The following is a 22,165-nucleotide window of genomic DNA, read 5'->3' as shown; positions in this document are numbered from 1 at the left end:
GCCTCACTCCTTTTTAAACAAAAATAAAAAAACGCTATCTGAGCGTTTGAAAAAGTTGGTTGATATATCGTTTTTGATCTCTTAACTGCTTAGCCTGACTAACGGCGATATCTTGAATATCTTTTCTGAAATTGGCGAATATCAATTTTGGACTACTGTAAGGATCTAAAGGATTGTACTGAATGGAGATCAGCCGTACATCATCTTCAAACGTGATACCATCTGCCGTATCAGCTAAGACATGAATCGTATCACCTTTCCAGAAGTCCTGTTCAATTTCTAATAGTTTTGGTTCATAGATATATTGAAAGTCTGCCTCGATTGTCATTTCAGGATATGGATTCACATGTTTTTTAAGCGCTGAAACCATGATACTCGCCTTTTTATATCTTTCATCCCTGATCGGTTCTGCCCAACGTGGTTTTCCTTCGAGTAAAAACTTTTTTTCATCTGGATGAATGTACAAAATCGGCTCAAATTCATATTTTGGTTTTTTGCTATCTGCGCTACTGCCTTTTTTCAAAGCACCATAGCCCCAAGCTCTAGTTGTGCTGTTTTGTGAGTTAATTTTAATGGAGATACCAGGCATATTATAGCGTGAATCTAAGGTGAAATTAATCCGTTTTCCCATCTTTTGATAAACATACATTTTATAGTTATCGACATCGATCTCAAGCTTGTAATCTTGGATAATTTCATCCATCAACTCTGTGGAATTCTTATCCCCAAAATTTTCTTGTTCTGCTGCATCAAATTCTCTTTCAGGCGTTTTAAAAATATATTTGAAATTCGTATCCTTTAACGCAATATCTAACGCCTCTCTTAACTTTAGCTTTTTTGAGACCGTTTCATGAATGCGATTGTTAATCAGAAGCACAGTGAAAATGTGGCTCGCTGATACAGTTTTCCTTAGAACATTTTTCTCTTGACGGATGTTAACATCTGTAATGTAATACTTTTGATGATTGAATTTCTTCTCATCCAAATACAGAATATTATCATTTACCAATAAATCGAATTCTATGGCGTTCTCCTGCGTTTTTGTGATCGTAAAGGTAAAACTCTTCTTCCCTGTCTTATCGTCCATCAGATCGACTGAAACGCCCGTTATTTCGACAACACTTTTTCCATCCTTTGTTGAAACATGTAGTTGTGGAAAGGTAACGTCAGAAGGTAAATTCTGATTGAGTGTGATGTCTTTCCCGTCATACTCTTTACTAGGAAATTCGGGATCAGGTGTCGGTGTATCTGGATCATCTGGTCCGTCAGGGACACCTTCCACAGTGTCATATTGTGTTAGTTTGTAAGTAAAGATTAAACTATTTAATTTAATGGCGTAATTCGGATCAGTCGCATAACCGGCTTCAACAAGTGCGGCTGTTGCTTTCTTGTAATCTTTTTCCCCTACGACAGCTTGATAGTGATTAGGATCCCAGCTTGTCCCGTTGACATATAACTTGGCTAAGTCTTGAATCGATTCAGACCAAGATGGGTATTTGCAAAACCTGGCTTGCACGGGAGTAGGTTTTCCGTTCTTGTCATATTCAGTCGTCCACATGAGGACATATTGTCCTTTATACGTACCTTTCATTCCGAATAAATTCTTTCCCTGCTGGGCTAGCTCACTTGTACCCCATCCACTTTCTAAACAGGCTTGAGCAATAATCAGGGAAGCAAGAATATCATGCTTTTTATAAACTCTCTGTGCGTCTGGTGCAATCTGTTTAATAAAATCTAAATTTGCCATATCACTTGCCCCTTACGCGTAGTAGAAACGTGTATCAAACGTGATGTCAAAATCATTGGTATTCTGCACTTCAAAATCATTCACTCCGATATCAAGCCCCGGAAGCCTCCCAGATGTTTTGACAGGCTTTTTATTGATCACCGTATATTGTTTAACAAAAGTCACAGACTCAGATTTTTTCAACTCGCGTTCTATTTTTAACTTTTCACCATTTGTATGATTGATGATCGTGACATTTTTTCCTTTTGCTCGTAAGGTTACATGATAATCATGCTGCATAGGGTTAATATAGGCGTCACCAGTGTTATAGACCTGAAACCTTTTTTGATTTTTGAACATGTATTTTAGATCATCACGCATTTGAATATTCATCCCCGGGCTCCAGTGTTCACCATTAAAATTTTGTTTTGTCAGAGAAGTAGATTTTGATTCAGCTAATCCTGTAAAGTTATTAAAGTCCACAGTGAAAACTACGTGATTTTTTTCTTTCTGTTTTGGAATGCTGAAATTCCCATCACAAGTTACTTTAAAACGGAGATTTGGCAATAAATCCGTTGAAATATAATATGGGAAAGGTTTAACCAGTAACGCATAAAGTTCATGTCTATACTGATAAAAATTTTCTGCAATAATTGAATTCATATAAATTTCGACTGTTATTTTTCTCTCCGTATACGTGATTTCACGTGGGTGCTGCGGCAAAATAACTCCATTTATTCTCGGAATATTGATTGTTTCACGACTTATCCCTGGAGCCTCAGGTGTAAAGCTTAGAACCTCGAAAAAAGGGAGCAAGCTATTTAAACTTTGCTCCCCCAGCCCATTATCATAATCAATAAACAATTTCATCATCTCACCCCGTTCATAAATGACGTTCGGGTAAACCGATCACCGGTAGATTGATCAATCTTTCTTCCATCAAGATAAGTGTCACTCTCTTTTAATAGAATCTGTTGTAACAGCTGCATGTTTTTATTCAGAAAATCAATTTGTTTTGCCATCATATTGATTTGTTTTTCTTGGTTCTGCACGATACTACTAATGTCCACAGATGGAATATTAGAAGAACCTCGTTCTTTTTCGGGTTGCATCGATACTTTTTGCAACAACACAAGAGCTTTTGAAATCATCCCTTCTTGTAAAGACGGGAGAACTCCAAGCTTGCTACCAATACGCGCCCATAATCCTATATTGCGTTCGCGGTATGAAGGATCTTCTGTAATTGTAGTTTCATCAAAGCCTCTTTCGTTTAAAATTGCCCATTTTGAACCACCACGACCGGGAGAAATCCCACCCTTTGCATACCCAACATATCCACCACCGAGAGCCATCGATCTTAAACCTGGATGGTTGCGTATATCTCCGTATCTGCGCTTAATATAGTTAATAGCCGCCAAAGTATTATCTACAGGATTCAATATGTTATTATGCCCAGGAAACTTGTTAGCGTTAAATGTAGATGGAATAGTTTGCATTAACCCTTGTGAAGGGTGTCCAGCCTTTGCATTAGAATCCCACAAGTTGATGGCATTTGGATTTCCACCGCTTTCTTTCATGGCAATTGTAACAAGACCAGGTATCCATGTAGGAGGAACACCAGCTATGTTTGCTGCCTCACTAACCCACTGGTTAACAGCTTTTGTCCCACCTGTTCCTTTAAATGAACTCGAATCCGTGGCCGTATTTTCTGGTATAATCCCTTTTAAAAACTGAAATGCTCCATCTTTTATGGTCTTCATTATGCCAGTTCCTATGGAATCAATGCCTTTTCCAGATTTGAAAGGTATTAATCCCTTAAACAGTTTTTTAATGAATTCACCTGGTCCTTTCTTAATCAACTCTACTGCCTTTGAACCCACATCAATCGTTTTATCTACAACATTTTTCCCTGCTGAAATCATTCCTTTGAAAAAACTTCCGACTCCACCCGCATATCCAGGTAAACCTGATCCTGTTAACACTTTAGACTCAGCATGTGGAAGTACAGAAGTCCCTCGTGGTAGATCCAAGATTTGTGGACCGCCTACCCCTATCATATAGGTTCCAATTCCTGGTGAATGAGCCAGTTCCCAACCTTCTTCACCAACAAGTGCTTGACCACCTGGGTGGAAATTTGTTCCTTTCGCATATGCAGCACCAGGAGCAACCTGCATCTTTTTATCATTGTCACTATATCCTTTAGGTTTCCACTCAGGAATAGTTGGGGCATGAAAAAATTCAAGAACCTTGTTTATACCACCAGTAATTTTATTAATGATACGGGCTAAATCAACAATGAAAAGATTCCATTTCCCGAGAACTTCACCCGTTTCCCAATCAACTTGGCTAACATGTCCGGTTGCCTGTTTTTTGGCTTCTTTTACAACACCTTGATGAGTTTCTTTAGCCTTTGATATCGTGTTTTTTTTCTGATCTCTTGCCTTTTTAACAGTATCATCATGTTCTTTTTTAGTAATCGTGCCTTTGACATAATATTGATCGTCCGCTGCCTTTACAACAGCATTAAATTGATCATTTGCTGCTTTTATTGTTTTGTTTTTAGCTTTATTACTGTTTCTTACAACTGCGGCTGCTTGTTTTGCAGAAAGATTGGAAGATTCCTCTTTTAATTTTCTTGAAATTTTTATTTGTTCATCTTTACTTTTAGAAAGAGCTGTCTTCATTTTGGCATACATTTTTCTTTGTATTTTAGCTATTTCTTTATTCTCTTTGTCTGTTGTTTTGCGATGTTCTTTTGCAGCTTTTCGATAGATTTGGTTAACTCGATTAACATACCCTTGAATTTCTTTTTGTTGCTTGCTATTTCCGTTTTTAATTTTATTTAGTATTTTAGCAGCTTCCTTGTCTGATGTTTTGTTATTAGAAGCATAAAAATCTGTTAATACCTTAGTAGCCGTATCTGCACTTGTCTGAAAACCTTTTTTCAGCGAATTTCCCATATCTGTGAATTGTTTAGATACATCTTCAGCAATACTTTTAGTGATTTTTTTATTCGTCACACGTAGTGTATTAAGCTTAGCTGTGATTTTTATGTTCATATCTTCATAAGCGTTTATAGCTTTTGAAGTAGATTTTGATACACCATTACCAAAATCAATTGTTGCTGGAAGAACTCTTTTCTTTAGATTGTCATAGTATTTGAAACCAGCTTCAGTTAAAAGTGTAGTTCCTGTTATAGCAAGACCAACAGGACCACCCAACAGGCTCAATCCACCACGTAATAAGCCGACTATCCCTACACCTTTTTTGATAATGTTAAACAGTCCGAAACCGCTTTTTGCTAGTCTCATAAAACCGCCAGCGCCTTTAACAGCATTGACCCCAACTTTTAAAATACCTGAGCCAAATTTTAATAGTTCCGGGGCAAAAGAAAGCAAAAGTCCTCCGATTACACCAACTGGACCACCAAACATACCAAGACCTAAACCAGCTACACGAGAGGCTCCACCCAACCCTCTCATGACCTTAGTACTTCTACTAGCTGACTGTTCAAGTCTACCAACTCTTGTTGTTGCTAAGTTGGTCGTTTGGTGAAATCTATTCATTCTTGTGGATGCTAAGTTTGCCGCTGTTGATGTTGTGCTCATCCCTGTGGCTGCTGTTCTGGAGGCTCTACCCGCGGCAATCGCTTCTGTAGAGTAAACTCCAAGACTAGTTGAAGCACGGTTTACATTACGAGTTAAATATCCACCGGCAGTACGAAGCATATTCCATCCTGCTGCCATCTTTGGCAAAGAGCCAAGCAACAACAAAGCTGCACCACCTAAAAGTGAAAACACAGTGACGGCTCCACCTGTAATAGCAATTGTACGAGACACAGAAGGAGGTAACGAATCAAACCAAGTTACCATCTTAGTCAATCCATCAGCTGTAGCTCTAATAACAGGTAAGAACTGATTTCCCAAAGTGATAACTGCGTTATTTGTAGCTGACTTTAGATATTCAAGTGATCCAGATAAATTATCCATTTGTTTCTTAGCTACTTTTTCAGCAGTTCCACCACTGTTTTCTACTTCTTTCGTGAAATCTTGAAGCTTGTCTTTTCCAGCGTGCATTAAGGTAATAAATCCTGAAAGTGCATGTTGCCCTGCTATTTGTTTGGCAATACGAATTTTCTCGGTTTCCGTATAGTTTTTAGTTTTCTCATTGATTTGTCCAATGATATCTGCCAGTGGTCGTAATTTTCCGGTTGAATCTGTGACCTTTAATCCCAATTCATCTATTGCATTGCCTGCTTGCTTTGGCGGTGCTGCTAAACGAGTAAGTGTTGATCGTAAGGCTGTTCCTGCCATATCCGCCTTAATCCCACTGTTTGCCATGATTCCGGTGGCTGCTGCTAACTCTTCCATACTGAGTCCGGCTGTTTTTGCGGCAGGTGCCGCATATTTCATTGTCTGTCCGATTTCTTGCAGTGTGGCATTTGAATTGGTAAACGTGTAGGTCATCGCATCTGCAACACGGTTTGTATCTTCAGCTTTAATATGAAATTCAGTCAAAATATCTGAAACAATATCTGCTGTAACACCAAGTTCAGTTTGACCAGCTGCGGCAGTCGCTAGAAGTCCCGGCATGGCTCCAACAATTTGATTCGTTTTATACCCCGCCATCGCTAGATATTGCATCCCTTCAGCAACTTGCCCATCTGTGAATTGAGTTGTCGCACCTAAATGACGGGCTGTTTCTGTTAACTCTCCCATTTGTTCATTCGTTGCGTTTGCCAAAGCACCTACACGACTCATTGCTTTCTCAAAGTCTGCTGCTGCTTTTACAGTGAGTCCAATTCCAACAGTTCCAGCTGCACCAATGGCAGAAAGTGCTTTCCCTGCTGTAGTAGCAGACTGATAAACTGCATTTAATTCTTTAGATACTTCACCTGAGTTACGTTTGAATACAGAAAAAACACCCGCTGCTCTTCGGGTGCTGTTTGTCGTATTATCAAATTCTCTGGTTACTCGTTTCAGTTCATTTCCAAGACCTTGGTGGACAGCAATCGCGTCATTTAACCGCCGGGCTTGTATCTGTGTTTCACGGTTATCTAATCCTTTTTCCCTTACTAATTTATTGTATTTAGTGCGATGTTCATCAACTAAACGTCCTTGAATCTGATATTTATTATTAAGGCCTTCTATTTGAGATTGGAGGAACTTAGACTGATTGCCCGCTGCTTTATAAATTGCTCCGGAGGCTTTCATTTCTGAATTTGCCAAACGCATTTGTCGTTTCAAACCTTCAATACCACGATTAAAGCCAGTATCGTCAAGCCCTACTTTAACAATCATGTTTCCGATAGGTTGCGCCATATGTAACCACCCCGCTTCCCTGGCTTAAACTCAACAAAAAAATCATTTTTAGAAAAATACTTGATCTATAGGTACTATTTTAGGTTTGTTTTCATGTGCCAAAACTTCTAAATAGTGATAAATATCCATCTGATCTATTTCTGTCATTGTCCATCCTTGCTTTAAAAGAGCCGAATAAATATCATTGAGTTGCTCTATTCCACTTTTGGCTGTAAGGTTTCTGTTTCCGCTGTCTGCAAAAAATCATCGTCCTCTTTAACCTCTTCGTATCCCATGATTTCGCCCATGATTCGTCTTACTTGATCAGATACCTCAAAGGATTGTAGGCCTTCTTGGAATTCCTCTAAGCTAAACTGGTTGTGAAATACTCGGACAATAAATTTCATGCGTTCATCTAGACTTTTAAGGACTTCTTTAATGTTTTTTGTTTTTTTTGCTGCATCTTCATCTAATTCCAAGGCTTCATACAAGATTTTTGTATTCGTACGAGGGGCAATAAACGTTTTATATTTTTGATCTTTTTCAAACCATAATTTAATTGCAATTTGCTTTTGAGCCATGCTGACTCCTCCTTTAAAAGTATTGAGTACGAAAAAAGAGAAGCACTAAGGCTTCCCTTTATGTTTATTTTCCTGGATTGACGTTAGGGTTATCTCCTGCACTAGGAGACTTGTAAGCATCGCCAAATACCTTCGTATAGAACTTATCCAAACTGAAGCTTGGTGCATCTTCATCAGCTAATACTTTAAAGACATTATCCTGCTCACGCTCCATAAACTCAGCTGAAAGTTTGATTGTTTGGAAATTCGTTTTTTCTTCTTTTGTTTTCCATTCATCATCTGGTAACGAGAAACGACCTTTCACTAATCCCACATGACGATGATTACCGTTTGCTTTCGGCCCAAAAAACGACATAGCAACCCATGGCGGGATAATATTCTTTTTAAACATATACAGTCCATCTGTTGCTTCAATTCCTAACAACTCAGCTAATATTTCCATTGGTAAATCACGCATTTCGAGTTCCAGTTTTGTGGAACCTGTTGTAACAGCCATATCAACCAGTTTATTATCCGCATACTGCTTTTCTGTTGAAGTTTCAGTATTTACTTTTGCATTAATTGCATAAGGGTAATCTATAATTTTTGAGGCTATATAAACCCCGTTTTCCTTTTTTAGTGGTGCGAATTTCACACCTTCCAACCCGGTAACTGAACTAAATTCAGGCATTTTTAAACCTCCAATTATATTAAAATATTGGCCTCAAATCGATATCCTTTCCGGATGAGGACTTCATCTTTTAAAAAACCATTGATTAAAACAGTCGTTTGAAAATCTAATTGATTCATCACATGAACGATGGCAACAAGAATCTCATCACAGGAAGAACTGTGATAGACATCAATTTGATAGACAGCACTATCCTTTATTGGCTTGCCATCAGCCCACTGAGTAGCTCTATACTCTAGTTCCTGTACAACAATATAGGCTGGCTTACTTTTGATCCCAATTGGTACAGCTAGTTCAAAAATATTTGATGGTTTCACCAATAATAAAAGCGCTGGATCATTCTCCAACGCTTCAAATACTTTGTTTTTCAGTAGTAAAGACCTTTCTACTACATTCATAGCTTGTACCCTCTTTTAATTACGCTTGCCATCGCTTGTAACATTCTTTCATTTGCGCTTCTCATACTTCGCTGAATAAATGGATTAGCTGGCTGATGAATGGTTCCGAATTCCGGTAAGTGAACACGGAATTTTGTGTCTTTAGTAGGTCCAACAACAGCATAGATTTCACCATCCAAATCCTTTCGAGTACGGTTTCCAACAATAATATCCTCATCAATATGGGGATGACTGCCCCCAATATCAGATCGAGGTGCATTTTTATCTATTTCTTTGGCAAGAATAGCACCCCCGGCTTTTACGGCTGCTTTATTGATTGACTCATCTTTCCTTGCAAGGTCAGTTAAATATGAATCTAATTCTTTAAAGCCCTGCATCTCCATTTCAAATTCCATTATTCCACCGCCTTTGCCCTTATTGTGGTGAAATGTTTCCGAGAATAGTTCGGCAAAATTGATTCAATCTCGTATGGTTGATCTTGAAAAAGAATTCGCATATGTTCGTTAAGATCTTCACGGTGACGAATTGTAAATTTTATAGTTTTTTCTTTCTGAACAGCTGCCGCTGCATAATACTCTCGGCCTTTTAATCCCTCAGCTTTGGCCCAGCATTCCACAACAGTTTCATACTTACCTTCCACAGGGAGGCGCCCGCCCTCTTTTTTCTGTTGAAATTCAATCCGATACCGCATGTCATTCAACATTGGAACCAGTCTCCGAAACCGTATATTTTAATTGATTGATCATCATCGTTAGCACCCCATCAAGGTTTGAAGTTGTGCCAGCTACTTCCCTGTTTTCATACCAATGCGTTACAAATGCTTTTACACACATATCAGCTCGTGCTGAATGATTTGGGAACTTTAAACCAGTTGCAGCTGTAATATATTCCTTCGCCGAAGCGATAAATCCCAGGATTAAATCATCTTCCAAATCACCATCAACCCTGAGAAATTTTTTCGCTTCTTTAAGTTCTTTTTGCTCAATTTCTGTCATTGGGCATCACCTAGCTTTCATTCACCTATTATTTGTTCTCACCAGAACCGGGATTTGGAACCCCATTGTCTGGAGTTGCATCTTTGATTGATGAAAACTCTGCAAACACAACAGCATCAGTATCCCAAAGAACAACATCTTCACGTTCAATGATTCGCATATCTGTAGAATTACGATAGAATGCTTTACCGCCAACATTTGTCGTTAAAATGGAATATTGCTGACGGTCAAATAGTTTAACAGCTTCTTTAAGATCACCGACAATCAACGGATATTTTGGCGCTGCTTTTGTACCACCGTTTGGCAAATATTTATCAGATATAACGGACACAGGCTTTCCGAATAAAAGTTTTTTAGTCGGATCTGTTGGATTAGGCTGTAGTAAGTACCGGCCAAAAGCATCCTTCAATTTATCCAAAACATTAAATCCTGATTGATTTGTAATAAAAGAGGTTGTGGCGTTGATAGCTGGATCAAGCTTGACGTTCAAAATATCTTTAATATCGTCTTGCTTTGAAACTGCTGTTTTTACGAGTGTTCCTAATTGCTTAATAATCAACGTATTACGCGTAACAGCTGATTTCTTAGCGAGCCAATTGGTCAAATATTGAAGAAGCGCTTCTTGTGTATCTGAAAGCAAATCATTAGAAAGAACCAAAATTCCTGCATAATCTTTAATGTTATATTTAATGTTTTCAAATTTAGGATTCTCTAGTTCCGTAATATCCGCTAATTCTTCAAGGTTTGCTAATGGAGTGATATCTGCTAGTTTTTCAAGCACTCGTGAACCTTTATTTGTAGATACCGGAATGACATCAACGAGATTAGCCAGTGTATCAAATTGTCTACGTTTTTCGTTGATCTTCGTTGAAATATCTTGCGGAACAACAAGACCGCCATCTTCATCCACACCTTCTTTCATTGCGGAAAGAGGTTTCGGTATTGTTCCAGATTTAAGAGCTGACGCAAAAAGCTGAACATGGTTCTTTACTTCCGTTTTGGCGATATCATCTGTTGGCTGTTGACCAGTTGCTACTGAATCTTGTGATGTCTGCTCCTGTTCATAAGGGACTTGCATATTTCGGACTTCTTCATATGTCTGGATCTGCTCTTTTATTTGTTGAGCTTCAGAAAGTAGTTTTTTAGCTTCATCAATTTTCCCTTTGTCTGTCAATGCTTCAATTTCTGTACGCTTTTCTGCTAGCGTTTGGCGTAACTCCCGTTCTTTTTTAGACATTCCACCTCCAGCAAAAAATTGAATATCTAGTTTCAATAAAAAATTTTTTTGTTTTAATAGTTTCGGTTTCAAATTCTTGTCCTCCTTAAAAGTGGCATTAAAAAAGAACCCTTAAAGATTTAAGAGTTCAAGTTTCATATCAATTTTTTGTTTTTGTAATTCATCCAATCCTGCTTCTTCAGCCGAATTTTCAGCAACTGTTTTAGCAACTATCTTTCCTGGCACATGTTTAAAGTGTGCCAAAATTTGATGATCAATACAGGCTGCTACATCCTTTGATTCTGAGACCTCATCAATCAAACCATAATGTAATGCTTCATCAGCTGTCAGCCACGTTTCTTCATCAAGTAATTGATGTAAAGTAACATCATCCAGCTTGTCACCAGCTTTATCAAGGTATGTCGAAACAATACTTTCTGTGATCTTGTCAAGATCATCGGCAGCCTTTCGAAATTCTGTTGCATTCCCGACCATTCCCATGTAAGGATTATGAATCATCATCATGGCGTTACTTGGCATTGTAATGTTATCCCCCGCCATTGCAATAACTGAGGCAATACTTCCAGCCAGTGCATCCACATAAACATTAATTTTAGCTTTATGACGTTTAAGCATTGAATGAATCGCTTGGCCCTCAAAGACATCTCCTCCAGGTGAATTAATGTACAAATCAATAGAGCTTACATCACCTAAACTTTTCAATTCTGACTGAAAAACTTTAGAAGAACTCTCACTAAACCATCCTTCACCCGTTATTGAGCCATAAAGTGTGATTTCAGCAGTAGAATCATTCAGAATCTTCATGTTCCAATACTTGTTTTTCTTCTTCGTTGCCATCACCCCCCTTCTGTTCATCAGATGTCCCTTTTACTTTGTTCAATTGATATTCTTTCATAATTGAAAGAGGAACAAGATTTAAATTCCCATAATGCTCATCCCCAATATCTCCAATTCCGGTCATGTCCTCTTTTTGAAGGATTGTGTTTACGCTAAAAGCGCCAACACTTTGCATCGTTTTATAAAACTCAGCACGAGATTTACTATCTCCACGAAGTTCTGATTCTAGGTTAAATTTAAAGTAATAACCACTTTTTAACTGGTTTTCTGTCAATATTTTATCGTTCAATTCTTGTTCTATATTTGTCACTAAAGGTTGTAACGTCGTTTTGACATAATCCAATGATTGTTGTTCGATATTAGAGAAAGTGGCTCGATCAAGTTCACCTATTTTATGTGGTGGTACCTTATAAATAGATGCGATCTGCTGACGGTTCCATTTCATGGACTCAATAAATTGAGCATCCTTCATCGGCATGGTTACTTGTGAATAGTCGAGACCAGCGTCTAGGACTGCAATAGACTGACCCGCATTTACACGCTCCCAGTCTTCTCTCACAATTTTTTTACTTTCTCTATCTAATAGAGTTGGTGCTTTGACAACGCCAAACGGAGCGCCACCATTTTTATAAAATTTTGCATTGAATTTTGTGGCAGCTCGATTTGATCCGATATTGTCACGAATAACTGAAATCGGAGTTTGTCCCACAATTCCATCAAGAGAAAGGTTTTTAAAATGCAGAACTTCTTCATAAAAAAACTCACGATATTTGCTGTCAATCGTGGTTGAATACCAAACCCGACCGTTATTAGGGTCAATATTTGTATTTGTTGCCTCAGGGTTTAAAGGTCTGATTCCAGTCACATTTCCGTCTTTATCAAAAAGCAAAAGATTGTAACTGTTCCCCCAAGTACAAAGCCTTGTGACCAAAAGCCTTTTCCAAATAAAACTTGTCATATAATCATTGACTTTGTTCAGAATCATCTCACTAATATCATTTTGGACTTGTTTGATATTGCCGTTTTTATTCTGAAAAAGTTTGATTGGCAGTTTCGCGATATCATCCGCCAAAACTATGACACATGCATAAACATCGGGATGAAGAACAGCTGTTTTTGATGATACTCTTTCACCTGATGAGGTTTCAGTGCCAGCAAAAATATTTCTAAACCAATTGGCTGGATGAAGAAGGGAGCCGCTATCCTCTTCTGCGATTTCATTCTTGACCCCGCCCTTTAAACGGCTTAATAGCATCTAATCCCCTCCTTCCTCCTTACGCTGCCTATCTACACCTAACAAGCCAGCAAGAGAAAATAAAAAAACACCGGTCGCAATCAAACCCGCGTTGATATTTATTCGATATATGGCAGTAGAAATGAATATCATCCCTATAATAAGTAAGATATCATCTATAAACGGCTGCATACTTTTTATAAATTTCATATTCCCACCTCCTACAGGCTGAAAGATCCTGACTTGATATAAGCATTTAAGTCAATCGTCATATCAATTTGAGATGCTCTCACATGTGCATTAATAAGGGCTGCAGCAGGGTCAATCCGTTGTGTTGACTTTGATTTGTCCAGCATGATATTTTCTTGAGCATCTACTTTTGTAACAGCATTACCCATCGCCCATGTCAGTAGATCGTTTTTATTATGGATGATGTTTTTCGCCTTTACTTTTTCGCGAAAGTCTTTTGTAGGCTCTGAAAGTGTGGCAACTCCCTGCCTAATTTCAATCATCACATATCCGTCAGCCTCCATCTGTTGAGCAAACTGTGTCGCATTATATGGATCGTAACCGATTTCTTTAATTTTCCATCCTTTCTCTTTCTCCATTTTCTTGATATAAGCTCTGATATAGTCATAATCAACTACAGCACCATCAGTAACGGTTAACCAGTTCCTCTCCCTCCACAAGTCATAAGGGACATGATCTGTCTTCATACGTTCATAGAATGTATCTTCAGGCATAAAACCATGACTTTCTACAGCAAAGCTCCCATCATCTAACGGAAAAATAAAAGATACGGCTGTCAGGTCAATTCGTTTTGATAAGTCAATTCCAACATAGCACTCCCGGCCGGATAGATCAGGAAAATGATCAGATCCACAATCTTTCCAAGCTTGCATGTCCATGTAGCCATTTTCACGCATGTTAACCCAGATATTCATATTCTTAGTCAGAAAGTTCCTCATTTTCTCTGGTACAGCCAAGGCAACTTCCAACTCTCCACGCAGATAATTAAGTCCATGTTCATTTTTAGCAACAATAGGATTGGCTTTGATCCAGTTCTGCTCATCCTTAATGTCATCACCTTTGTCTAATTCATTAACCATCACAAAATACTGCTCATTTGTTTCTACTTTATTTGGATCTAAAATGCGTGACACGTAATCATATTCAACGCGGTAGGCAGGGTTATTTAATTCAAAACCGGCAGTCGTAATAATGACCATTAACGGCTGATTTCGTGCAGCCATACCAGAAACAAGTACATCATATATTTCAGATGTTTTATGTGCGTGATATTCGTCTATAATTCCGCACTGAGGATTGAACCCATCTCCTGTTTTCCCTGCATCTTTAGAGAGTGCCTCAATTTTAGATTGTGTTTTTGGATGTTCAATTTTCCCGTAGGCAATCCTATATTTTTGCTCAGGTTTATTTAATAGCTCACACTGAAGAATCTGTGCTTTGATCTCATTCCAACATATTTTTGCTTGCTCAGTTTTCGTTGCCCCAATGTAGACCTCTGACATATTTTCATCATTTGCCATAGCTTCATAAGAAGCAACACAAGCTAAACTTTGTGTTTTCGCGTTCTTACGTCCAACTTGCCAATATACTTTTGTGAATCTGCGATACCTTGTTTCTTTGTGAACCCACCCATACACATTGCCAAAAATAAAAATTTGGATTGGTTCGGGGACAATATTTTCTCCTGCGAGAGGTCCTTTTGTATGCTTAAACTGAGTCATCCAATAAAGAAACCGTCTAGCTTTCTCGTCATCAAATATATAAGGGAACTCCCTTGTTCCTTCTCTCTTAATGTCATTTAAAAAGCGATGACAAGCCCAAATATGTTTTTGACACGCCACAATCTCACCCGATATCACATCGCGCGAGTAGTCAATCATAAACTGTTTAATTGTATTCATACATTACCAAACTCCTTTTCCGCTGCCGTCTTTTCTCGTTCTTCCTGAGTTTTGGTGATGGCTAGTTTTGCACGTGCAGACGGTGTAAGGCCAAAATGGTTGGCCGCAGATATCATCTGATCATAATAATTTTTCTCGCGTTTAAGAAGGGGATGTTCTTCACCAACCGACTTGATGGGCTGACCATTTTCATTACACCCTTCTGTGTTTATCATGATGCCATCTTCATCAATTTTTTTTGTAATAGAAATATATCGAGAGTAAATCTTACAATAGGTGGCCAACATGTTGATATCCGCCTCTGTGATGAGATCCACTTCAGACAATAAAGCAGCAACCCGTTTAAATTCTTTTTTAGCTACCTTATCATCCAACCATGAAGGAGGCTTAATATTTTCAGTACGCATTTTCATTTGTTTTTCATATTTAGCTCTGGTGGCTAATTCCTCAGTATTCTTTTTATTCGGATTACCCTGTATTAGTTGAAGAGCTGCAGATTTTGCGGGTCTCGGCATGTTTTTCACCTCATTTCGTTAAAAAAATCTTCTTTTTTCGCTTGTTTTTTCCGTCAAACATGCTATGATGAAACTAACAATCAAATCGTTTATATCAAGCCCTCTTGGCAAATCGCCGAGAGGGTATTTTGTATTTTTCGGGAACTTTGAAAAGCGGTGTTTGTTTGCAGAAGAGGGCGCGCCGTTCCCCAGACGGTTGTTTTCCAAAGATTTTAGTAGGGGGGTATCCTACTGCCCTAGCTTACTTCGATCACCATGAACCTTGTTATGGCAAGCATTACAGAGACTTTCAAGGTTTGAAAGGTCTAAACGCTTGGACCAGTCCTCTTTTACTTCCACAATGTGGTGAACCATGTCAGCAGGTATGAAGCGATGTTCCCTCAAACATCTCTGACAAAGATAGTTGTCTCTTAACAAAGCAAGTTGTCTTGTTTGCTTCCAATCAGTTGATTTATAAAAACTTGTAATTGTTTTGTCTCTTGAATGTTTGTTGTATTGTTTTGTTTCCTCTTGCTTGATGTGCTTATGATCATGGCAATAGGCTTCTCTAGTTAGTGCCTTACACCCATAGGCCTTACACTCCCTTAACGGCTTAGGTGGCATTGTTATCCTTCCTTCGGTTGTAAAGAGATCGATTGTAAACGATTGCTTTTGTTCCATACTTGCTATCTTTATCGACAAATTCAATGTCAATATGCGTTGGATTAAGCGTTGAATCATCCCTAGTTAAGTATGAAAAATCTGCATTTATAATCTTGTCAATTTTTTTACCGTTATAAAAAATACGTGGCGGAGAATCAATATCATCAAGTTCAATTTGAAGTAAAGGTGGTGCCATTTTCTCTTTAGTTGTGATTGATTGATACGGTTGATATGGACCATTTACTACCCTTTCCAATAGGTCAGATATACTCATATTGGCTAAATCCTTTTTAAAATCCACTTTTTATACCTCCCTCAAATAAAAAAACACCCTCCCTTTCGGAAAAGCGCTTGGCTATATTCTTTCTAAACCATGCCCACACTCAGAGGCTCCCTTTGCCATCAATCGTCTTATCTGAGATTCACTGGACACGGTTTACAGAGAACATCAACCAAGTCCATTAACACGCTTATATTTAATAAAATTGAACTTACACATACCCCGGGAGGAAGCCAAGCATAGTAAGATCATGGGTACAATGAAAATACTATTCCCCGATACGGCTGCCGCAAGACTAGCGCTATCCAGGCTCAGAATGTTCCTCCCGTTCGGCTTCATTCCTCAACACCTTTGTTCCGTATCCGGATACGCCATTGATAAGGGAAAGGCGCGTCTCCCATATATTCTTGATAAGTAAATGTTATCGCTAATGCAGACATAAATAGTCCCCCTTTTTGTCCCCCATTTTATCGGAAAAATGTCGGGATTTTGTCGATAAAAAAAGCACTCAGATAATTCCGAGTGCTGTAGCTATACGGTTTATAGCGCGTTGCTTGATTTCATAATAAGTATCCTTTTTCATTCCGAGTTCTATATAGATATGAATATCTTTTACCCTTGCAGCAGTTAGATATTTCTTTTCAATGATTAACCGTTCTTCTTCATCCAAGCTGTTTTGTAAGGCGCGTTCCATCTGCTTGACCTTGAGTTCATTGAGATTTAATGAATCTCGGAGGGAAGGGAAAGTATTTATGCCAGCAGATGAACATTCCTTTTTGTTCTCCAATTGGACTTTAAGCGCACGGTAATTTTTCAATTCTTTGATGACAACTTTGCGGACGGCTTTTTCATCCACAGCTGGAAGAAAAGATAATTGTTTAGACATCCTATCCCTCCTATTCTTCTACTTTTCTTTTTCCCATTTTTCAATACGTCTTTCGGTAAACTCTATCCAAATCAACGGTGCTGCAATAATAATGATTCCTATAATTAGATAGATCATGATTCTCCCTTCCCGTCTTATGTTATTTTTTAGTCAACTACGACTGAACACTATGCCGTTAATTTCTTAAACTGTGAATTAGTCAATTTCTTCTTTCCAAGGCGCTTCATCTATAAGCTCAAGCCAACAATTTAATGAACAACAACATTCAAACCTATTTTCTTGATTAGTTGGATAACCTTCATCTGTTTGAAACTCATCACCACAATTTGAGCATTCTTTCATTTTCGTAACTCCTTTAACGAACAATTATCTCAATAATTTCAACATCTTTATCACTGAATACAATTGAACAGGCCGGACAATACTCTCCCGATTGCCAATCTTCCTCAAACTCTTCTCGTTCATCAAAATAGGAGCCGAACATTGGATCTTGTTCTAAGTGGTAGAAAAACTCTTTTATTGTTCCACTATCTTTTTCTAGCCAGTTAACGAGACAATACCCGTCTCCACTCCAACTTTTTGCGACAATAACCTCTACTCCGGCAATTAAGCCATATATTTTAAGCCAATTTTGAATTTCTTCTTCATTTGGTTCTAGCCCAGTTAATTCGTTTTTAATTTGTTCTGATGTTTTTTTACTGGTATTCAATTTTGCCTTGTATAGATTTAGGAATTCCCCTTGTAAGAGTGTCATTTCCATGCCTCCCAATAATTCTGTTTTTCAAATATAAAATTACGTGAAGGTTTTAAATACTCTCGGTAGACAATTGGGTACTTTTTGATATAAGCCAACCGTTCTTTCTCTGTCATCTTCCAAACTTTCACTTCCCCTGGCAATCTCCAATTTTTATTTGAACTCATATTTATTCCCCCCTTTACTTTTGTAAAGTACCCTGTGACGCCTGCAGAACGGTGTTTGATTTTTAGCAGCTTGTTTATTTATGCCTTCTTCAAAAACAGTAATGACCTGTAGATTCTCAGAATCATAGTTTGTTGCCACCCACTGAACAACACGCCTTATCATGTTTATCCCCCTTAAAACGGCAAATCTGAATCTTTTATATCAATCGGCTTTCCATTATTGGCAAACGGGTCATCTAGGAATCTATTTCCTTGCTGTTGTCTCTGGTTCTGTCCTTGATTCTGGTTGCTGTTTTTTGTATCCAGAAATTGAACTGATTCAGCGACTAATTCTGTAATGAACACCCGACCACCATGCTGGTTTTCATAGTTGCGTGTCTGCAATCGTCCGTCTACGCCTGCTAATGATCCCTTTTTAAGAAAGTTCGCGACGTTTTCAGCCTGCTTTCTCCAAGCCACACAGTTTATAAAGTCTGCTTCTGACTCTCCATTTTGATTTTTGAACGGTCGATTAACCGCAAGTGTGAATCCTGCAACAGCAACACCTGAGCCGGTATATCTTAACTCTGGATCTTTAGTTAAGCGTCCAACAATAATTGATCTATTTAACATGTTTAAATTCTCCCTCTCATTTTTTCGACAAAATTCGACAAATGAAGCCGTTATTTATTTTACTCTCCGGTGTGAAATCCCATTTATACGGAAAGTTGTTTCAATCTCATGAATAACCATGCTTTTCGAGCGCTGCCCTTACCTTGTCGAGATCGTATTCAATACCATCAATTTCGATATACTCTAAATCGTCGTTTAAAAAGCCATAGCGACGTTTTAACTCTATTAGACTATCAATGTTCCTCCATAGGGTGTTATGCCCCACAGTGCGCCTATAATCGTTTTTATAGCGTATAATCAGACGCTTAGCTGTTCCCATTCTTCTGTCGCCCTTGTAATCTGAACTCGATTCCTGGCTTTTCACCGTACTTTTTACAAGCAGTTACTTTTGAAACTTGGTTATCATCTTTCCAAGCAATTTTGTTTAGAGCATCGAACACGCCTTTTATAAGATTGTCGATGTCTGGCTTTTTGGTATGCAGCGTATTGATGGATTGTTGCTGTTTTTTCTTTGACCAACTTTTAGGAATCGGCATAACGAAAGTGATATCTACATGGAGTGCTCCCGATTCAAAAGGATCGCTTTTCATCTGTTTCTGCGCTTCCCACTTGATGAAATCTTTATAGGCTAAGTATCGTTGAGCGTTTTTATTTACGAATTTGCCACGCCCAGTCATTCGAACGGCTCCCATTGGTGTAACGGGTATGTTAAGGGTGATCATTGGTTGCCCCTCAATTCTTTTAACTCTTTTGATTTATACTGATTTTTCCGTCTTATTAATTTTTTATCTGGAACTTTAAGCTTTTTGCTTAATCCATCATGGTATGGGCAAAAGTCAAATGGGCCGTGTGATTTTGCACACTCCTTACACATTGGCAAATCACAAGTTCTATGAATACCACCATGAACTGATGTCCACACATAAGCTGTTACAAAATCACATAACTGAGTTACCTCATTTTTCCGACAGATAGCGCAAGGATTTTCAGGTAATTTAATCATTCCGCCACCTCCAATAGATCAGGATTTCGATATATGTCGCCGATAACTTCGATTCTGTCTTTCCAATATTCCAAACCCGCATAACTACTGGCCCTTATTTGCTTACCTATAAAACTAGTGTCTTTATATACAACAACGTACAAGATATTTAGGTCGCCTTGATGGTAGACATCCCCCTCGTAGATCTCCTGACCGTTTTTGTCCTTCAATCCGGTGTATTGTCCAATTGATGCCCACTCTACCTGTATATGACCGTTATAAGGAGCACTGATATAGGCTAATTTTTTATCATGGTATAAGTCGATACCGCCATAAAACCATTTAATATCGCCATAATCCTCAATCGGTTTACCTCGAAACTTGATCTCTCTCAATCTCCTTACCTCCCGTCATCATGTATCCATTGCTTAATCTGTTTTTCTCTGTATCCGGCCAGAAATAAGATCTCAAATGCAGCTTTTATTTGCTCAAGCACCGAATATCCCGCCTTCTCTTTCCCTGATATGCCCCAACTCCGCACGGTCATAGAGTAAGAGAAAGACTTCTTTCACTGGTCGTTTAACGATTTTTGCAATTCTTTCAATGGGTAAACCGCCCTGCCAGTAAGATTCAACTTCATCCACTTCGTCCGGCTTCCAATCAAAATTACAATGATCAAGCATGATATAAACACCCATTAGGCGCTCTCCTTTATCGCTTTTTCCATTTCGCGCATTTTCTCTTCTAGCATTTTGATAACTGGTGTCAGGTCTTTGCCTTTCCCTGTCTTCCTTGGCGACAATTCGTAAACTCCCGGCATCAATGGAATGATTTGATAGTTTTTCATTTCCAAGCTCCTAATCTATGATTTAATTTCATCCGGTCACCCTTGATGATGACTATATAGTTCTCACACATTTCATAAATCCGTGTGCCGAGTGCTTCGTCTATTTGTACAAGCTGCTCAATATCCAATTCACTTGAAATGAGAATCGGCTTATGATTGAGATAACGATAATTGATGACTGAATATGTCTGTTCCACCTGCCAATCAGTTGCCCTAGGTTTACCCTTCAGAGGCTTAAATAGATCGTCTATAAAAAGGACATCAACCTCTTTCATTCGCCGTAGCTTCTCTTCCAATTTTTCAAAATCATCTTTCAGATCATTGAAGCCCTCGACATATGGAAAGTATTGAACTGGCACGTTTTTCGATTTGATTAATTTATTTGATATGGCTGTAAGTAAATGTGTCTTTCCTGATCCTGGCTGTCCCAAAAGGGCAATGCTGTTTTTACGTTTATCCTTGATACTGTCGAAATTCTTATAGTAATCAACAGCGCAATCGTAAGCATCAACGATCAGACCGTGTTTCCCTTCCGTAACAAAATTCTTGAATTGTAATTTCTCAAACTCTGCAGTTATGTCACTAGAATTCATTAATTTCCTAATTCGACGCCACTCAACACATTTACAGCGTACCCACACCTCAATGCCGTCCCTGTTTTCTAGATAACCCAATTCATCCTTACAAGTGGGACAGTCATATTCACCCTTTTTTTCTAAGGCGTCCGACTCTTCCACCAAAGATTGAGCTGACCTTTCCTGAAGCTTCTTCAGTATTTTCTCCATAGCTTTGTCCGTACGGTTGTTGGTTGCCATTTCTCGTTCCCCTTCTTTCTTCTTCATTCTTCTGAACTACTAATCTGGCATATTGTTTTCGCAATTTATCAGCACTTAAAATATTTTTGTACCAGAATTCGTGTTTAGTAGACCACAAGATCACTTCTTGAATATCTTTTCCTGTGCGTCCGTCACGTTCCATCATCAGTCGAATTGTATTAGCCCATTTATCAAGGTTTGGTTGTTTCATGTCAGGGGCGTTTATATGGACATGTTTCCAAAGCAATTCAGCCAGCTGCATTTGTTTTTCATCAAAAACCAAACGTTTATTATTATTATTATTTTCCTTCTTTACCTTCTTTACATTCTTATTATTGTTCCATCTGCGTTCCGTCTCCGTTCCATCTGCGTTCTCTCTCCGTTCCAAGTTGCCTTTTTTGTAGTTCTCTAACCCCTGATATACCTCATAATTTACGACAGTGAAGAGCGTTCCAAGTTCGGTGTCCTCGATTTTCAAACGATTTTCTTTAATCAGTCGATCAACCGCCCTTTTGATCCTCGAAAGTGAATACTGTTTGACCGATCTATTTTCGATATACTGCAAGTCTTTTTGTAAATTTCGATATGATCTTAAAAATTGACCGCGCTTCACCAAAACATCGCCTTTTCGTTGCCCCTCTTCCGAAAAAACTGCATTTCCATAAATAAAGAAGAATAGACGGAATTCGACTGGGTTTTGCCATATATCGCTTGTAAAAATGTCTCTACTTGTTTGGAACGCTCCGCCCATAAAAT

Annotated in this window: 31 protein-coding genes; all 31 read right to left on the bottom strand. The window is 38.5% G+C overall.

Annotation, left to right across the window (positions count from 1 at the left end):
- Positions 1 to 34: 34 nt before the first annotated feature.
- The 31 genes from HOO54_RS22965 to HOO54_RS22815 all read right to left on the bottom strand — a co-directional run bounded on the left by HOO54_RS22965 (position 35) and on the right by HOO54_RS22815 (position 22,160).
- Positions 35 to 1,747, bottom strand: coding sequence for a phage tail protein (locus HOO54_RS22965; protein ID WP_172292216.1), 1,713 nt, complete (start codon positions 1,745 to 1,747; stop codon positions 35 to 37).
- Between the two features lie 12 nt (positions 1,748 to 1,759).
- A complete protein-coding gene (locus tag HOO54_RS22960) occupies positions 1,760 to 2,596 on the bottom strand; it encodes a phage tail family protein (RefSeq protein ID WP_172292214.1) in 837 nt (278 codons plus the stop codon).
- Positions 2,596 to 7,047, bottom strand: coding sequence for a phage tail tape measure protein (locus HOO54_RS22955; RefSeq protein WP_172292212.1), 4,452 nt, complete (start codon positions 7,045 to 7,047; stop codon positions 2,596 to 2,598). The genes HOO54_RS22960 and HOO54_RS22955 overlap by 1 nt, the downstream gene beginning before the upstream one ends.
- A 194-nt stretch (positions 7,048 to 7,241) precedes the next feature.
- A complete protein-coding gene (gpG, locus tag HOO54_RS22950; RefSeq protein WP_172292210.1) occupies positions 7,242 to 7,607 on the bottom strand; it encodes a phage tail assembly chaperone G in 366 nt (121 codons plus the stop codon).
- A gap of 64 nt (positions 7,608 to 7,671) precedes the next feature.
- The gene (locus HOO54_RS22945; protein WP_172292208.1) at positions 7,672 to 8,277 is read right to left on the bottom strand and encodes a major tail protein; all 606 of its coding nucleotides are present in this window, start codon (positions 8,275 to 8,277) and stop codon (positions 7,672 to 7,674) included.
- A gap of 14 nt (positions 8,278 to 8,291) precedes the next feature.
- Positions 8,292 to 8,675 carry a hypothetical protein gene (locus tag HOO54_RS22940; RefSeq protein ID WP_172292206.1) on the bottom strand — a complete coding sequence of 128 codons (384 nt, stop codon included), beginning with the start codon at positions 8,673 to 8,675 and terminating at the stop codon, positions 8,292 to 8,294.
- Positions 8,672 to 9,070 (bottom strand): HK97-gp10 family putative phage morphogenesis protein, encoded by a 399-nt coding sequence (locus HOO54_RS22935; RefSeq protein ID WP_172292204.1) that lies wholly within the window; start codon positions 9,068 to 9,070, stop codon positions 8,672 to 8,674. Before HOO54_RS22935 ends, HOO54_RS22940 begins: the two co-directional genes overlap by 4 nt.
- Positions 9,070 to 9,378 (bottom strand): phage head closure protein, encoded by a 309-nt coding sequence (locus tag HOO54_RS22930; RefSeq protein ID WP_172292202.1) that lies wholly within the window; start codon positions 9,376 to 9,378, stop codon positions 9,070 to 9,072. The genes HOO54_RS22935 and HOO54_RS22930 overlap by 1 nt, the downstream gene beginning before the upstream one ends.
- Positions 9,368 to 9,670 carry a head-tail connector protein gene (locus HOO54_RS22925; protein ID WP_172292200.1) on the bottom strand — a complete coding sequence of 101 codons (303 nt, stop codon included), beginning with the start codon at positions 9,668 to 9,670 and terminating at the stop codon, positions 9,368 to 9,370. Before HOO54_RS22925 ends, HOO54_RS22930 begins: the two co-directional genes overlap by 11 nt.
- 28 nt (positions 9,671 to 9,698) lie before the next feature.
- On the bottom strand, positions 9,699 to 10,979 hold the full coding sequence (locus HOO54_RS22920; RefSeq protein WP_253907589.1) for a phage major capsid protein: 1,281 nt from the start codon (positions 10,977 to 10,979) through the stop codon (positions 9,699 to 9,701).
- Between the two features lie 39 nt (positions 10,980 to 11,018).
- Positions 11,019 to 11,744, bottom strand: a complete 726-nt coding sequence (locus HOO54_RS22915) for a head maturation protease, ClpP-related (protein WP_172292198.1) — start codon at positions 11,742 to 11,744, stop codon at positions 11,019 to 11,021.
- Positions 11,695 to 12,999, bottom strand: coding sequence for a phage portal protein (locus HOO54_RS22910; protein WP_172292196.1), 1,305 nt, complete (start codon positions 12,997 to 12,999; stop codon positions 11,695 to 11,697). Before HOO54_RS22910 ends, HOO54_RS22915 begins: the two co-directional genes overlap by 50 nt.
- Positions 13,000 to 13,188, bottom strand: a complete 189-nt coding sequence (locus HOO54_RS22905; RefSeq protein WP_172292194.1) for a DUF1056 family protein — start codon at positions 13,186 to 13,188, stop codon at positions 13,000 to 13,002.
- 11 nt (positions 13,189 to 13,199) lie between these two features.
- Positions 13,200 to 14,909 (bottom strand): terminase large subunit, encoded by a 1,710-nt coding sequence (locus HOO54_RS22900; RefSeq protein WP_172292192.1) that lies wholly within the window; start codon positions 14,907 to 14,909, stop codon positions 13,200 to 13,202.
- On the bottom strand, positions 14,906 to 15,424 hold the full coding sequence (locus HOO54_RS22895; RefSeq protein WP_172292190.1) for a phage terminase small subunit P27 family: 519 nt from the start codon (positions 15,422 to 15,424) through the stop codon (positions 14,906 to 14,908). The genes HOO54_RS22900 and HOO54_RS22895 overlap by 4 nt, the downstream gene beginning before the upstream one ends.
- Positions 15,425 to 15,652: 228 nt before the next feature.
- Positions 15,653 to 16,027, bottom strand: coding sequence for an HNH endonuclease (locus tag HOO54_RS22890; RefSeq protein WP_172292272.1), 375 nt, complete (start codon positions 16,025 to 16,027; stop codon positions 15,653 to 15,655).
- Positions 16,017 to 16,367, bottom strand: a complete 351-nt coding sequence (locus HOO54_RS22885; protein WP_172292270.1) for a hypothetical protein — start codon at positions 16,365 to 16,367, stop codon at positions 16,017 to 16,019. The genes HOO54_RS22890 and HOO54_RS22885 overlap by 11 nt, the downstream gene beginning before the upstream one ends.
- A gap of 487 nt (positions 16,368 to 16,854) precedes the next feature.
- Positions 16,855 to 17,232: an ArpU family phage packaging/lysis transcriptional regulator gene (locus HOO54_RS22880; RefSeq protein ID WP_172292268.1), complete on the bottom strand. Its 378-nt coding sequence runs from the start codon at positions 17,230 to 17,232 to the stop codon at positions 16,855 to 16,857.
- 195 nt (positions 17,233 to 17,427) lie between these two features.
- Positions 17,428 to 17,574 (bottom strand): hypothetical protein, encoded by a 147-nt coding sequence (locus HOO54_RS22875; RefSeq protein WP_172292266.1) that lies wholly within the window; start codon positions 17,572 to 17,574, stop codon positions 17,428 to 17,430.
- A gap of 13 nt (positions 17,575 to 17,587) precedes the next feature.
- Positions 17,588 to 17,986 carry a hypothetical protein gene (locus tag HOO54_RS22870; protein ID WP_172292264.1) on the bottom strand — a complete coding sequence of 133 codons (399 nt, stop codon included), beginning with the start codon at positions 17,984 to 17,986 and terminating at the stop codon, positions 17,588 to 17,590.
- On the bottom strand, positions 17,983 to 18,153 hold the full coding sequence (locus tag HOO54_RS22865; protein ID WP_172292262.1) for a hypothetical protein: 171 nt from the start codon (positions 18,151 to 18,153) through the stop codon (positions 17,983 to 17,985). Before HOO54_RS22865 ends, HOO54_RS22870 begins: the two co-directional genes overlap by 4 nt.
- Positions 18,140 to 18,316, bottom strand: a complete 177-nt coding sequence (locus HOO54_RS22860) for a hypothetical protein (protein ID WP_172292260.1) — start codon at positions 18,314 to 18,316, stop codon at positions 18,140 to 18,142. The genes HOO54_RS22865 and HOO54_RS22860 overlap by 14 nt, the downstream gene beginning before the upstream one ends.
- 11 nt (positions 18,317 to 18,327) lie before the next feature.
- A complete protein-coding gene (gene ssb / locus HOO54_RS22855) occupies positions 18,328 to 18,765 on the bottom strand; it encodes a single-stranded DNA-binding protein (protein ID WP_172292258.1) in 438 nt (145 codons plus the stop codon).
- A 106-nt stretch (positions 18,766 to 18,871) separates the two neighbouring features.
- Complete coding sequence (locus HOO54_RS22850) at positions 18,872 to 19,084, bottom strand: hypothetical protein (RefSeq protein WP_172292256.1); 213 nt, start codon at positions 19,082 to 19,084, stop codon at positions 18,872 to 18,874.
- Complete coding sequence (locus HOO54_RS22845) at positions 19,071 to 19,487, bottom strand: RusA family crossover junction endodeoxyribonuclease (RefSeq protein WP_172292254.1); 417 nt, start codon at positions 19,485 to 19,487, stop codon at positions 19,071 to 19,073. The genes HOO54_RS22850 and HOO54_RS22845 overlap by 14 nt, the downstream gene beginning before the upstream one ends.
- Entirely contained in the window at positions 19,484 to 19,768 is a 285-nt protein-coding gene (locus tag HOO54_RS22840; protein WP_172292252.1) for a hypothetical protein, read from the bottom strand. The genes HOO54_RS22845 and HOO54_RS22840 overlap by 4 nt, the downstream gene beginning before the upstream one ends.
- Entirely contained in the window at positions 19,765 to 20,142 is a 378-nt protein-coding gene (locus HOO54_RS22835) for a YopX family protein (RefSeq protein WP_172292250.1), read from the bottom strand. The genes HOO54_RS22840 and HOO54_RS22835 overlap by 4 nt, the downstream gene beginning before the upstream one ends.
- Positions 20,143 to 20,235: 93 nt before the next feature.
- On the bottom strand, positions 20,236 to 20,445 hold the full coding sequence (locus HOO54_RS22830) for a hypothetical protein (RefSeq protein ID WP_172292248.1): 210 nt from the start codon (positions 20,443 to 20,445) through the stop codon (positions 20,236 to 20,238).
- Positions 20,445 to 20,594, bottom strand: coding sequence for a hypothetical protein (locus HOO54_RS22825; protein ID WP_172292246.1), 150 nt, complete (start codon positions 20,592 to 20,594; stop codon positions 20,445 to 20,447). The genes HOO54_RS22830 and HOO54_RS22825 overlap by 1 nt, the downstream gene beginning before the upstream one ends.
- Positions 20,591 to 21,379, bottom strand: a complete 789-nt coding sequence (locus HOO54_RS22820) for an ATP-binding protein (RefSeq protein WP_172292278.1) — start codon at positions 21,377 to 21,379, stop codon at positions 20,591 to 20,593. The genes HOO54_RS22825 and HOO54_RS22820 overlap by 4 nt, the downstream gene beginning before the upstream one ends.
- Entirely contained in the window at positions 21,297 to 22,160 is an 864-nt protein-coding gene (locus HOO54_RS22815; RefSeq protein ID WP_172292244.1) for a hypothetical protein, read from the bottom strand. Before HOO54_RS22815 ends, HOO54_RS22820 begins: the two co-directional genes overlap by 83 nt.
- Positions 22,161 to 22,165 lie beyond the last annotated feature (5 nt).

It is taken from the genome of Bacillus sp. WMMC1349 (assembly GCF_013155385.1).
Classification (GTDB): Bacteria; Bacillota; Bacilli; order Bacillales; family Bacillaceae; genus Bacillus.
Note: the sequence above shows the minus strand (reverse complement) of the source record. Positions and strands in the feature narration are given on the sequence as shown.